10 protein-coding genes and 1 pseudogene are annotated in these 14055 nt (G+C 36.5%); 9 read left to right on the forward strand and 2 right to left on the reverse strand.

The genetic code is table 11. From position 1 onward, the window contains the following. Positions 1-47: 47 nt before the first annotated feature. From CP352_RS08295 to CP352_RS08320, 7 genes and pseudogenes are all read left to right on the forward strand, one after another. Positions 48-4564 (forward strand): annotated as a pseudogene (locus tag CP352_RS08295) (S8 family serine peptidase); the annotation flags it as partial. A 249-nt stretch (positions 4565-4813) separates the two neighbouring features. Beyond that, positions 4814-5809, forward strand: coding sequence for a dihydroxyacetone kinase subunit DhaK (gene dhaK / locus CP352_RS08300; protein ID WP_089150967.1), 996 nt, complete (start codon positions 4814-4816; stop codon positions 5807-5809). A gap of 12 nt (positions 5810-5821) precedes the next feature. Next, a complete protein-coding gene (dhaL, locus tag CP352_RS08305; protein ID WP_023488668.1) occupies positions 5822-6406 on the forward strand; it encodes a dihydroxyacetone kinase subunit DhaL in 585 nt (194 codons plus the stop codon). Further along, positions 6403-6774 (forward strand): dihydroxyacetone kinase phosphoryl donor subunit DhaM, encoded by a 372-nt coding sequence (gene dhaM / locus CP352_RS08310; RefSeq protein ID WP_061204855.1) that lies wholly within the window; start codon positions 6403-6405, stop codon positions 6772-6774. Before dhaL ends, dhaM begins: the two co-directional genes overlap by 4 nt. Positions 6775-6789: 15 nt before the next feature. Further along, positions 6790-7497, forward strand: a complete 708-nt coding sequence (locus CP352_RS08315) for an MIP/aquaporin family protein (RefSeq protein ID WP_005723341.1) — start codon at positions 6790-6792, stop codon at positions 7495-7497. Positions 7498-7641: 144 nt separating this feature from the next. Next, positions 7642-7848 (forward strand): hypothetical protein, encoded by a 207-nt coding sequence (locus tag CP352_RS11375; RefSeq protein WP_225520358.1) that lies wholly within the window; start codon positions 7642-7644, stop codon positions 7846-7848. Then, the gene (locus CP352_RS08320) at positions 7845-8468 is read left to right on the forward strand and encodes an Rpn family recombination-promoting nuclease/putative transposase (protein ID WP_233186929.1); all 624 of its coding nucleotides are present in this window, start codon (positions 7845-7847) and stop codon (positions 8466-8468) included. The genes CP352_RS11375 and CP352_RS08320 overlap by 4 nt, the downstream gene beginning before the upstream one ends. A gap of 62 nt (positions 8469-8530) precedes the next feature. Here CP352_RS08320 and CP352_RS08325 read toward each other — a convergent pair whose 3' ends face one another. After that, positions 8531-9406 (reverse strand): LysR family transcriptional regulator, encoded by an 876-nt coding sequence (locus CP352_RS08325; protein ID WP_060464188.1) that lies wholly within the window; start codon positions 9404-9406, stop codon positions 8531-8533. Positions 9407-9701: 295 nt separating this feature from the next. Here CP352_RS08325 and CP352_RS08330 point away from each other — a divergent pair, with 295 nt between their 5' ends. Continuing rightward, positions 9702-11516, forward strand: a complete 1815-nt coding sequence (locus CP352_RS08330; RefSeq protein ID WP_233186494.1) for an FAD-binding protein — start codon at positions 9702-9704, stop codon at positions 11514-11516. Here CP352_RS08330 and CP352_RS08335 read toward each other — a convergent pair whose 3' ends face one another. Further along, a complete protein-coding gene (locus CP352_RS08335) occupies positions 11517-12401 on the reverse strand; it encodes a LysR family transcriptional regulator (RefSeq protein WP_060464190.1) in 885 nt (294 codons plus the stop codon). Positions 12402-12627: 226 nt separating this feature from the next. Here CP352_RS08335 and CP352_RS08340 point away from each other — a divergent pair, with 226 nt between their 5' ends. Next, positions 12628-14043, forward strand: coding sequence for a DASS family sodium-coupled anion symporter (locus tag CP352_RS08340; protein WP_005723335.1), 1416 nt, complete (start codon positions 12628-12630; stop codon positions 14041-14043). Positions 14044-14055 lie beyond the last annotated feature (12 nt).

The raw sequence follows: 14055 nt of genomic DNA on the forward strand, positions 1-14055 counted from the left end.
GGACTTGAGCTTTTTAATTATTTATTCAACTTACCGCAAAAAATTATACACTTAGTGTTAACTCTGAAGTGCAGGTAACAGCACAAAATCAAAACACAACAGAGAATAAGACGCAAGCTGGAGATACAGCTAATAGCCATGATACTGAACAAAATGTTACAGTGCAGGCTAATTCATCTCAACAAAGTAATCAAGAAGCTAATACAGCTGATCAAAACAATACGCCAGAGAATGATAATCAAGTACAAACACCAACCAATCAGGCTGATCATGTTAAAGGGAATGTTCAATCTGCATGGGACCAGGGATATAAAGGTCAAGGTACTGTCGTAGCTGTTATTGACTCAGGAGCTGATCCAAGCCATAAGGATTTTCAAACAATGCCTGAAAATCCTAAGCTTTCAAAGGATGATATTCAAAAAAGATTGAACAGCAGGGGTATGGGAAGTACGTAAATGAAAAGTTCCCATATGTTTATAACTATGCCGATAGAGACAATGATTACATTACTTCTGATGACACTAACTCAAATGATTCTCCTCACGGTCAACACGTTTCAGGTATCATTGCTGCTGATGGAAAACCAGATGGTAATAAAGAATACGTTGTCGGTGTTGCTCCAGAAGCTCAATTGATGCAATTGCGTGTTTTCGGTCAGTTTTCAGATGAAAAAACTGATGATGTTGCTAAGGCTATTTACGATGCTACTAATTTAGGTGCGGATGTAATTCAAATGTCCCTTGGTCAAGGTGTTGCAGATCAGCAATTAACTAATATTGAACAAAAAGCTGTTCAATATGCAATTGATCATGGTGTGTTTGTTTCAATTTCTGCATCAAATAATGGTCATTCAGGTTCAGTTGATAATACAAGTAATGTGACTTCTGTAGAAAGTTATGAATCTGGAAGTGCAGATGGTAATTATGAACCACTTAATTCAAGTACAGTGGCCAATCCTGGTGCTTCTAAAAATGCATTAACAGTTGCTGCAGAGACTTCAGCTACTGGTAAAGATAGTGACATGGCTGGATTTTCATCTTGGGGACCGGTACAAGACTTTACTTTAAAACCTGATTTGGCTGCTCCAGGGTATCAAGTTGTTTCTATCGTCAACAATAATAATTACCAAACAATGAGTGGAACCTCAATGGCTGGTCCATTCGCAGCAGCAAGTGCTGCACTGGTAATGCAACGGCTAAAGAAAACTAATCCTGAATTAAAAGGAGCGCAGTTGGTTGCTGCTACTAAAGCTCTTTTAATGAACAGTGCTAAACCTCAAACGCAAAATGGGTATACTACACCTGTTTCTCCACGTAGACAGGGTGCCGGACAAATCGATGTTGGTGCTGCGACTTCGAATCCAGTTTATGTAATTGCTGATGATGGAACAAGTTCAGTCTCACTTCATCAAGTTAAAGAAAATACTCCATTTACTTTAACTTTCCATAATCTAACGGACCAAGAACAAGTTTATACTTTTGATGACTTTGGTGGTGGATATACTGAACAAAGGGATAGCAATACTGGAGTTTATCATGATGTTCAATTAGCGGGTGCACGTGTTTATGGTGAAAATTCATTTAGTTTAGCTCCTAAAGAAACTAAACAGGTTACGTATTCTTTAAATCTAAATGGCTTAAACAACAATCAATTAGTAGAAGGGTTTTTAAGATTCACCAATACTAATGATAAATCTACAGTTTCAGTACCATATTTAGCTTACTATGGTGACTTAACCAGTGAAAATGTTTTTGATCAAAATGCTAATGAAGCACACTCCGACATCCAGGGAAATCGATTCGTTAATGAGCAAAACTATCCTCGTGGTGTTGCTGATCAAGAATCATTAAAGCAACTTGTTAATGTAGAAGGCGATTACAACTGGCAAGAAGTTGCAAAATTGTATGAAAGCGGAAAGGTAGCCTTCTCACCAAATAACGATAATAAGAGTGATCTTCTTAAACCATATACTTATTTGAAACAAAATGTTAAGGATTTAAAAGCTGTGGTCCTTGACGCTCAAGGTAATGTCGTAAGAGTTGTTGCAGATGTGCAAGGTGTAGATAAGTCTTATGATGAAAACGGAGTAACTAAAGATACAAGCTTATCAGTTTCAATGAGAGATAATCCTGATGCGTTTGAATGGGACGGCAAGGTATATAATAGTAAAACTGGTCAAATGGAAGTTGCTAAAGATGGTAATTATACTTATAGATTAGTAGCTACACTTTGGAATGAAGGACCTCATCAAGTGCAAACTGCAGATTTCCCTGTAGTAATTGATACTGTTGCACCAACATTGTCTAATGTGAAATATGATGAAGCCACGAATACTTTAAGCGGTGAATACCAAGATACTGGGGCTGGCTTTACTAATTATTCATATGCTACAGTTACAGTTAACGATAAAGTCTTCGGCTATAAACTTAGTGATAGCCAGTCGGCTTTTGATAATGCTGAAAAGACAAAAGGACATTTCAGTTTTGCTTTGGACAAGAATGCGGTTGCTGCGTTATCAAACGCTGAAAATAAGGTAAGTGTTGCCTTGAGTGATGTGGCTGATAATACTGCAGTTTACAGTGTTGATGTAGCAGGAAAAGATATTAATGAACCTGCAGTCAGTGTTTGGAATGCTACTAATGGATTAGCATTTGATCAAAATTCTACTAGTTACAATAATGATACTAAGACTTACACGTTAATTGGTGGAGCAAATCAAGATTTCTATTTGAATGGTAAATTAGTTCAGGTTCAAAATGGTCAGTATTCTGTTCCTGTTGATGTCAATTCAACTAACTTGGTATTTAGCACTGATGCTACTGGTAAAAATGTGTTAAAGAATTTCTCAACTGTAACTCCAAAAGCATTCTTTAATTGGCAAGTTACTGACACTTTTGCAGGTAACTTTGGTGTTTCAATCAACTCTGTTGAAACTAATCGAAAAGATGATGTAGTTGTTCAAGCTGCTGTACCTAAAGGTGAAAATGTCCAAGCTTTTGCTAAAGATTACTTTACAGGTGAATTATATACAGGTGAAGTTGATGATGGGGTAGCTACATTCCATGTACATACTTCAATTAATGGTGGCAAGCGTGCATTATTAACTGGTTGGACTGTTGTTAATGGACCATCTTACAATGATAAGCAAGAAACTAGTCAAAGAGGCGTAGCAAGTTCAAATCACCTGGGTGTTTACTATGAAGTAGATGCAGCTGATCGTCCAGTTTATACTAACCGTGATCAGTTAGGTGTTGAAGTAAAAGACGAGGCAGCAAATGTGGATGCATTTGGTCCAGGAGCATATCCAGGACATGCCCCATCTGATTTGACGACTAGAACAGCTCCTAATCCAAACATTCATTTTGATTATATGAATGATAATGATACTACTCGTTTTGGTCAAAACGCAGTATTAAAGGGTTACTATGATCCCACTACAATGAAGTTTAGGGTAACTGGTAATGTAGACGATAATGTAACTAGCTTAACTGTCTTGAGTGATAGTTCCAATGAAAATGACCCTGCAAATCAAGTTAAACTAGATCAAAATGGTAAGTTTAGCTTTGCCGTGACTGCAAATAGTACTGGTCAACGTCCAATTGCTTATCTTTATAGGACGAAGGACGGTCAAACTGTTCGTGGTACATTAAATCTTATCTTAGACACAGTAAAACCAACTCTTGAAGTCAACCAAGTTAATGGTAATGAACTTGAGCTTTGGACTAATAATCCTAAATTTGTTTTATCAGGTAAGGTAAATGATAACTTGGATGGTTATAGACTCTACGTTAATGGTAATAACATTTATCGTGAATTCTTAAACTCAGGTTATAATCGTTTAGAAGGTTTGAATACTGATACAGAGTTCACAAATCCATATGGCGATCATGAATTTGAGCAAGTTGAAAATCTTAACGATAATAATGATCAACCGACTACTCATATCTTTACTGTTAATGTAGTAGATCAGGCTGGAAATACCGTCACCAAGAAGCTAACTGTGCATTTTGATCCTAACTATGTTGTACCTACAGACAATACAGATGTAGTAGTTGACACTAGCACGAGTGACACAGATGGAGTTACTGAAACAAAATCAATTGATCCTTTAGTAGGTAAATCATTTAAATTATTGCATAATGCATATCTTTATGATCAAAATGGTGAAGTTGTTTTGACTGATGTTGAGAATGCTAAGAGCTTGCTCAAAAAAGGACAGACAATCGTTGCATTGGATAATGCTAAAGTAACATTTATCAATGGCGTTAAGTTTTATAGAGTAGGCAACAATACTTTTGTTAAAACGGCAAATACTGTTCTTCAAGCACCTAAGAGACTCAAGCTGACTCACAATGCTTATGTTTACGATCAAAAAGGTAATGTTGTCAAAAAGCATGGAAAGAAAGTTTTACTTAAGAAGAATCAATGGATTAGTGCATTGAACAATGCAGATAAATATGTAATCAAGGGTAGGTTATATTACAAATTAGCTGATGGTCAATTTGTAAAAGTGGCTAATACTGTTACTAAAAAAGCTAAGTTACGAAAAACTGTAGTGAGTTAGAAATACAGATAAATAGTCAAGTATTGTAATTTTGCAATGCTTGACTATTTTTGTGCTTGTAGTTTGTTTTGAATTTTCTTCTGTCTATGACGAATAAGCTTAACGATTTCAAAGTACATTTTTTGGAGAATAACATATTAGCACATAAGCGAGAAACTAAACTAATGAGAAGAATTTAGTTATAATATTTATGTAAGCGATTTCTGTAAAAGTAGATTAAAAATCTAAACAAAGAAAGAAGGGTACTTGATGAAGAAAATTATTAATGATCCACACGATGTGGTGCCAGAAATGGTTGATGGAATGACTAGATCATATCCGCAATATATTGAAAAAATTGAAGGAACTGAAGCTGTTGTTCGCGCAGATAAAGCATCAATGAAAGATAGAGTCGGAATTATCAGTGGTGGCGGATCGGGTCATGAACCAACTCACGCTGGCTTTGTCGGTGATGGGATGCTTAGTGCAGCTGTTTGTGGCCAAGTCTTTACCTCACCTACGCCAGATCAAATATATGCAGCTATTAAAGCTGTTAACCAGGGTAAAGGCGTCTTCATGGTTGTTAAAAATTATTCAGGTGATGTCATGAACTTTGACATGGCTAAGGATTTAGCAAGTATGGATAATATTCCTGTTAAGTCAATTGTAGTTGACGACGATATTGCCGTTGAAAATAGCCTTTATACTCAAGGAAGACGCGGGGTAGCTGGAACCATTTTTATGCATAAGATTCTTGGTGCAGCTGCTGAACAGGGAGCTAGTCTTGATGAGATTGATGCTTTAGCTAAAAAGGTTTTACCAAATATCAAGACAATTGCTGTAGCTCTTTCTGCAGCAACTAATCCAGAAGTTGGTAAACCCGGCTTTATCCTGAAAGAGGATGAAATTGAGTATGGTGTTGGCATTCATAGTGAGCCGGGCTATCGTCGTGAAAAAATTAAGCCTTCAAAAGAATTAGTTGATGAATTAATTGGTAAATTGAACGATGAAATGCATCTTGATAGTAGCAAGAAATACGCTTGTTTAATTAACGGCATGGGTGCTACTCCATTAATGGAACAATATATTTTCTCAAACGATGTCTTAAATAAATTAGAAACTTTTGATATTGAACCTAGTTTTATGAAGGTCGGTAATTATATGACTTCAATTGATATGGCCGGTAGTTCACTTACGCTTTTTGAAATTCAGGATGATAAATGGCTAGATTATTTGAATTATCCAGTTAAAACAATTGCTTGGTAGAAAGGAAAAACAATGGCATTAACTACTGATACACTAACTATTTGGATGAATAAGTTCGCTGACAAGGTTAATACAAATAAACAATATTTAAGTGATCTTGATACGCCAATTGGTGATGGAGATCATGGCTTTAATATGGATCGCGGGATGACTGCAGTTAAAGAAAAATTAGCTACTAAACCAGCTGATTTAACTTCTGGTTTTAAGACGATTGCCATGGCGTTAATTTCAACAGTTGGTGGTGCATCTGGCCCGTTGTATGGAACGGCTTTTCTAGAAATGGCCAAGAAGAGTGCCTCAACTGATGATATTGGTGAGTTGTTTGATGCTGCGCTAGCTGGAATTGAAATGCGTGGTGGCGCTAAACCAGGCGATAAGACCATGGTAGATGTCTGGAACACTTTAGTACCAGAGGTTAAGAGTGGCAATTTAACTGAAGAAAAAATCAAAGATGCTGTTGAGGCTACTAAAGATATGATTGCTAAAAAAGGTAGAGCGTCGTATTTAGGTGAACGGTCCAAGGGACACATTGATCCTGGTTCTCAATCAAGCGGGTATCTTTTTGAAGCAATGCTTGAGACGGAGGGCTTGCTATGAGCTTAGGTATAACTTTGGTTTCTCATGTACCAGACATTGCTAACGGATTACCTAAATTGCTTAATCAAGTAGCAAAGGATGTGCCGATTACTGCCGCAGGTGGTACAAACGACAATGATATTGGCACTAGCATGGAAAAGATTATGACAGCGTTTGATGAAAACACTGCAGATGAAATTTTAGCTTTTTATGACTTAGGCAGTGCGAAAATGAACCTTGAGATGGCAATGGAAATGACTGATAAAAAGGTTCATCTCTATGATGCTGCTTTTATCGAGGGAGCTTATACAGCTGCATCACTTATTCAAGCAGGTGTGGGCTTAAACGATATTGAAAAGCAACTTAAACCACTAATTGTTAAAGATTAATAGAAAGAGGGCATTATGTCAGGATTCATAGGAGAGTTCTTTGGAACTTTAGTCTTAATTGTTTTGGGCACTGGTTGTGGTGCTGCAATTAATTTGCAAAAATCGTATGCTAAAGGCGCTAGCTGGCTTTATGTAACTATTGCTTGGGGCATGGCGGTTACATTCGGTGTTTATGTTGCTGCCAGTCTTGGTTCACAGGGGCACTTGAATCCCGCGGTTACCATTGGCTTTGCTAGTTTTGGCTTTTTCCCATGGAGCGAAGTTGGACCATACTTGCTGGGTCAATTTTTAGGTGCCTTTGTCGGTGCAGCTTTAGTAGCAATTCAGTTTTATCCTCATTTTAAGGCCACTAAAACATCAGAAGCAGGAAACAATGTTGGGATTTTTGCTACTGCACCAGCGATTAAGAACAATTTATTTAATTTCTTAAGTGAAACGATAGCAACTTTTATCTTTGTTTTTGCGTTACTTAACTTAGGTGATTTTGATAAAGGATTAAAGCCGATTGCGGTTGGTCTATTGATCATGGTTGTCGGTCAAGCTCTTGGCGGAACTACTGGATTCGCATTGAATCCTGCTCGTGATTGGTCGCCAAGATTAGCATATACAGTTTTACCTATTCCTAATAAGTCGTCAGCTAATTGGAGCTACGCTTGGGTGCCAATGGTGGGGCCAATTGTTGGTGGTGTTTTAGCAGCTGGTTTGCAAGCAGTTTTAAAATGAAAAAATTTCAAATAATACTCGAAGGACGAACATTTTTATGGTGTTTGTCCTTTTTTCAACTTCTAAAAAAATTTGGCGCCTTTTTTGCGTAATAAATATTAGAGGGTTAAACATCCTCAAAAAATTTTTCTAGGAGGACTTTGCATGAGCAAAGATAAAAAACTAAATGTCGCGGAAGTATTGGGCTTTACTGATGATCTGATGTTTCAGAACGTCATGAAGGATCCAGAAATTTGCCGTATGTTCTTGAATGAGGTGCTGCCACACTTGGACATTAAGGACTTAACGGTCCGCACGCAGGAAAGGATCGCATTCAATGGCTGGAGAAGGTTTCGATTCTTGATGTTTTGATCACCGATAGCCGGGGCAGGCGCTACAACGTTGAGATGCAGGTTGCCAACAAAAGAGACATGGATAAGCGCGCCAGACAGTATCTATTTAAGCTAATGGAGGATGGCTTTTTGCGGCGAAGACAAGAATATGAAGAATTGCATGCGGCTTATGTGATCTTCATCTTGCCGTTTGACCCAAAAGGAAAAGGCTTGAAGCGGTATAGTTTTGTTTATACTGCCAAAGAAGACCCATCAGTTGAACTAAATGATGGATCTGAGATAATATACTTAAACACCAAGGGAACCAAAGGTAAAGTGAAACCAGGTCTTGACGATCTTTATCGCTTGATTGAAGGCAAGCCAACTTCAAATGGTAAGTTCATTAGCCGAGTTAAGGAGACAATGAATAATTATCGCAGAACCGAAGAATGGAGGAAACACGTCATGAACACGGAAGAAGTCGCAGAAGCAGCAAAGCAGCTCGGAATGGAAGAAGGCCTGATCACCGGAGTGCAAAACTTGATTTCTGTTTTGCGTGATTATGGTGAAGACAATCAAAATATTTTACAACAGCTTAAGCAAAAGTATGGCAATACTTTCTCCGATAAGCAGTTAGAGGATTTCTTGAAGCAAAGCTAATCTTCTAATAAACCAAAATAGCGATAGTACCAACGATTGCGGTACTATCGCTTTTTTTGAAATTAAAAACCTTTTAAAATGGAGAGACATTTTGCTTGAATTTTGTTTGGCATAAAATCCTCACGAATCCCTAAAGTAGAGTAGCAATAAATCTGCTGGCTGGGTATTAATGGAATAGATTTTACTCCGGGATAGTTTTTGGCAGCTATATCCATTAAGAAACCAACACCCATATTTTGTTTGACTAGTTGCAAAGTAGCATCGATACTATCAACAACTAGTTTTTTCTTTGGTTTAAAATTTGTGTTAGTAAAAATTTGTTCCAGGGCAGTTCTAGATAGAAAACGTTTATGTCTCATAATTAAAGGAATATCTGCAATTTGAAATAGATCAATTTCTTTTTGCTTTGCGAGCGGATTATTGCTGGGAACAACGAGATTGTATTGGAAGGTTTCAAGTGTGGTTAATTTAATTCCAGGGAGTTTTTCATTGTCAAGACGAGAAAAAACAATGGCATCATATCTTCCTTCACGAAGATGTTGTTCTAAATAATGAGAATTTTCTTCATGCGTTTCAACTGAAGCTAGCAAATGTCCTTGGTTAAGTTGAGTGATGACGGAAGCTAGCCATTCTTTACCAGCTAACTCAGAATAGCCTAAACGAAAACTGTTTTCGTTTGCTCTTTTGGCTTCTAAAATAATTGATCGTTCTTTCTGAATTAGCCCTTTTGCGTTACGGTATACAACTAAGCCAGCGGGTGATATAGTCATTCTTTTGTGATTGTGGGCCTGAAAAATTAGTTGGGTACCAATTTCTTTTTCAAGTCGCTTAACCATTGAAGAAATAGCTGGTTGAGTTACTCCGAAAAATTCAGCTGTTCTATTATAGTTTTTAGTTTCTACAAGTTTTTGAAAATACTTTAAATCTCTGAATTCCATTTTTAAATAAATATCTATTATTGGACATATAAATTAACCGTTCACAAATACATTATAGATTATAGCATTAACTAAACTCCATAAATATAATTTATCGAAATATATATATTGCTTATCATCAATTCACAAAAATATAAATTTGATTATTTTAGATTACTTTTCACATGTCTAAAGCTCTATGAAATAAGACAAAAAGGTTATTTTGTGAAAAAGCGCTTACAAAATAATGCTTGCACTTTAGTTTTTCACATGATATTTAATACACGACAAGTTGATTTTTATGGGAGATCAAAAAATGAAAAATGTAAAAAATATTAAGTGGAATGCAAGTTATGATGTATTGGTTTTAGGCTTTGGCGGAGCAGGCGGTACTGCTGCTAGATTTGCAGCAGACAATAATGCTCATGTTCTGTTAGTTGATGTAGCTCCTTATGGACATGAGGGTGGTAATACTAGATATTCTGCTCAACATGTAGCCATGGCTCATGATCGTGAAAAGATTGGTAAGTACTTTGATCAATTAGCAGAACCATATTCATATTCAAAGAAGACCATGGATGTTTATCTAGACGGTTTTGTAAATATGCCCGAATACTTTGAAAAATATTTTGGTATTAAGCCATTTATTTGGGGTGATGACTTCCGAGAAGGTGATTCCCTAGATCACAAGGATCACTTATGTGAATACCCAGAATTTGAAGGTTCAGATACTTTTGACTTTGCTTTAGTGCATAACCGCGACTTTGACGCTGGTCTATGGAAAAAGATTCGTAAGGAAGTAGCAGATCGTAAAGATAAAATCGATGTATGGCTTAATTCTCGCGCTTTAGAACTGATTCAAGACCCAGAGACTGATCAAGTTGTAGGTGCAATAGTTGAACGTAACCATAAGAGATACTTTATCCATGCTAAAAACGGTGTAGTTGTTTCAACTGGTGGTTTTGAAAATAATCCACAAATGCAACAAGATTACTTACATATTCACAAGTTGACCCCACTTGGTACTTTATATAACCGTGGCGATGGTGTAAAGATGGTCCAAAGCGTTGGTGCAAAGATGTGGCATATGAGCAACTACGAATCACTTGGAATTATCCCAAGCTACGTGATCGCTGAAGAAGAGGGCACTCGTGGTCGTCAGATCGGGGGCTGGAAGAATGTTAAGTCTGGTTCAGTTATTGCTGTTGCTAATGATGGTTCAAGATTTATGAAAGAAGATGCTAAGTTCCGTCACGGTCACATTTATGATCATGGCGAATACAACATGCCTCATGCTTTTGACAATGCATGGTTAGTCTTTGACCAAAAACAATACCAAAAATTTGTTGAAGAAAAAGAAAGCGGTAAGCTTCGTTACAACAAGTTATTTGATAAGATGATTAATGCTACTAGCGTTTCTGAATTAGCTGATAAGATGAATGTTCCGGCTAAAAACTTGACTGCTACAATAAACCAATTCAATGAATTTGCTAAAAATGGTAAGGATCTTGAATTTGGTCGTGCCACAGACTCGATGGATGAAATCAGTACTAACAAACTTTATGCTCTCAAATTAGCTCCAGCCGTTTTGAACACTCAGGGTGGTGCAGAACATAACGAAAAAGCTGAAATATTGAATAACAATGATCAACCAATTCCTCACCTATACAGTGCTGGTGAAATGGGCGGTATGTGTGTCAATCGTTATCAAGGTGGCGGTAATCTCGCTGAATGCTTGATTTTCGGTAAGATTGCTGGTGAGCAAGCAGCTAAGATGAAGTCGGATACACAAGAAGTTAAACTAGAAAATGCTGTGCCATCGGTTAATGATTTAATAGCTGGGGATAAAATTGACAATATAGAACTAGGTCCAGATCAATATGTTGGTTCTACCGAGGCTGGTATTGGTGGTCGAATTGTGGTTAGAGTTACTTACAAAGATAAAAAGATTAAGAATGTTGAAGTGCTTGAAAATCATGAAACTGAGGGAATTGGAGCAGTAGCTATTCAAAAATTACCTGATGAAATTGTTAAGGCTAATAGTACGGAAATTGATGCAGTCTCAGGTGCTTCAACGACTACTAGAGCAGTTGAAGAGGCGGTTAATAAAGCAATTAAGAAGGCCAAATAGCTAATTTTCACGAAAATGTCTTAGAATATCAATACCTTTTTTCTGATAGTCATTTGGAATAAAGCTCTTCCGCATAGCAATTTGCATATAAGCCCATAACCTTTGATCTGGTATCAAGTGAATAATATGCAAATCTCTTCTATCTTTAAGTGTATCTTCCATTGCTAAAGCAATACCTACATTTTGACTAACTAAGTCGATCATTAGTTGCATAGTTCTAGCTGTAAAAATTATTTTTGGAGAAAAATTACCTAATTTTGCTTCTTGATCTAAGCATTCTCTGGTCAAATATCCTTCTGAACGCGCAATAAAGTCTCGCTCTGACAGCTCAGAAATTTTAACTTGCTCTTTATTAGCCCAAGGATCGTTAAGACCAGTTATTATGACTAATTCTGTTTTATTTAAATTACGAATATAGTAATTTGAGTCGTTAATAGGCACCATCCAAGAATAAATGGCCACATCAATATCTCCATTGGTTAAACTTTCGAATATATCTGCTGATCGCTCTAGATGCGTGTCAAGCATTGACATTATGTTAGCGTGATGAAACTGAGCGATAACCTCAGGAATATACATGCTGCCAGCAACACCAGAAAAAGAGATTCGTATTTTCTTCTCACTGGCATGCATTACATCATAATTAACGCTATTAATTTCATGTAGAAGCTTAACTGATTTATTGTAAAGCAAGTCTCCAGCAGTTGTTGTGTTGAGTTTGCCTTTTCGATTAACCTGTTCAACTAAAGGATCTTTAAAATGCTTAGCTAGACGTTTAACAGCTGCTGAGATCGTTGGTTGAGTAACGTTAAAAAATGTAGCTGTTTTAGTGTAACTACCAGTTTCTATTAATTTGCAAAAATACATTAAGTCTTGATTATTCATCATAAACTCCATTTATAAATATATTTTATATATTGATCTTTTTTGATTATAAGTTATGAACTTCACAATCATTATAAAACTTATTATATTGAGATTTAAAGCAAAAAAATAAATCATTTTATTCACAAATTCAAATTAGCATTTAACGAAATAATGTTATAAATTGTAATCGTCAACAAAAGATAAGCGCTTACAAAGTTTGATTAATAATTTAGGGAGTAGAAAAATGTTAGATAAATTTCAATGGAAGAAATGGATTCTTCCTTTAGTAATTGGAATTGTACTGTGGCTTGTAACACCATTTAAGCCAACAGATATTAGTGTGCCAGCTTGGCATTTATTTGCAATCTTTGTTGCAACTATTGCAGCATGTATTACTAAGCCATTACCAATGATGGCTACCACTTTAATTGCAGTTGTGATAGCAACCTTAACCGGTATATTTAACATGAAAGAAGTGGCGGCTGGATTTGGTAATTCAACCTCTTGGATGGTTGCTATGTGTATGTTTTTAGCAGCTGGATTTATTAAATCAGGTTTAGGTAAAAGAATTGCATATATTTTTGTTAGAACTTTTGGCAAAAGCACTTTAGGCTTAGCTTATGCTTTATCATTTGTAGAAACTGTTTTGGCAATAGGTATTCCAAGCAACAATGCACGTGTTAATGGGATCATGTATCCAATTATCGATGGTCTTTCTCGTGAAATGGGTTCTGATCCTGAAAAGGGAACACAGAGAAAATTAGGTTCTTTCTTAGTGTTTAATGAATATGAAATCAACAATGTTACTTCCGGTATGTTTTTAACAGGTTTGGCAGGTAACATGGTAGCGTTAGGTTTGGCAAAAACACAAGGAATTGAAATTTCTTGGATGGAATGGTTCCTAGCTGCTATTGTCCCTGGACTGATTTCTTTACTTGTTGTGCCATTTTTATTGTATAAAGTTTATCCACCAGAAGTAAAAGAGACTCCAAATGCTCATGCTTGGGCAGATAAAAAGTTAACAGAACTAGGTAAAATGACGGCTGCTGAAAAAATTATGTCAGTGGTCTTTGTAGTAGCTATTTTGCTCTGGTTAGTGGGGCCACATATTGGAATTGATGCGACTGAAACTAGTTTTATTGCTGTAGCATTACTTTTAATTACTGGAGTAATTAATACCAAAGATATTCTAAATGAAAGTTTTGCTTGGAATATTTTAACTTGGCTTTCAGTTATTATGCTAATGTCACAAAAATTAATGACTTTAGGCTTTTTCCCATGGTTCTCAAAGACATTGGGTGCAGGACTTAAAGGCATGAATTGGGTATTAGTTTTAGTAGTTCTGTGGTTAGTTTACTTCTACTTACACTATTTGTTCCCAAGTGTATCAACTCAGATTTCAGCTTTGTATGCTGGTTTTTTATCAATTGCTCTAGGTGCGGGAGTGCCAAAAATTATGGCAGCACTAATGCTAGCAATGTGTGGTACAGTATATCTTTCAACTTCTACATATTCTGCGGGCCCTGCTGCAATGGTTTCTTCAACAGGATATATTTCTAATAAGGACTTCTGGAAGTTAAGTGCAATTATTGGTGTGGTATTCAACATTATCTGGCTTGGTGGCGGATTGCTTTGGACTAAAGTTATTGGATACTGGTAAAAATAGGTGAAT

It is taken from the genome of Lactobacillus sp. UMNPBX1, from assembly GCF_002554085.1.
In the GTDB taxonomy this organism is placed as follows: domain Bacteria; phylum Bacillota; class Bacilli; order Lactobacillales; family Lactobacillaceae; genus Lactobacillus; species Lactobacillus crispatus.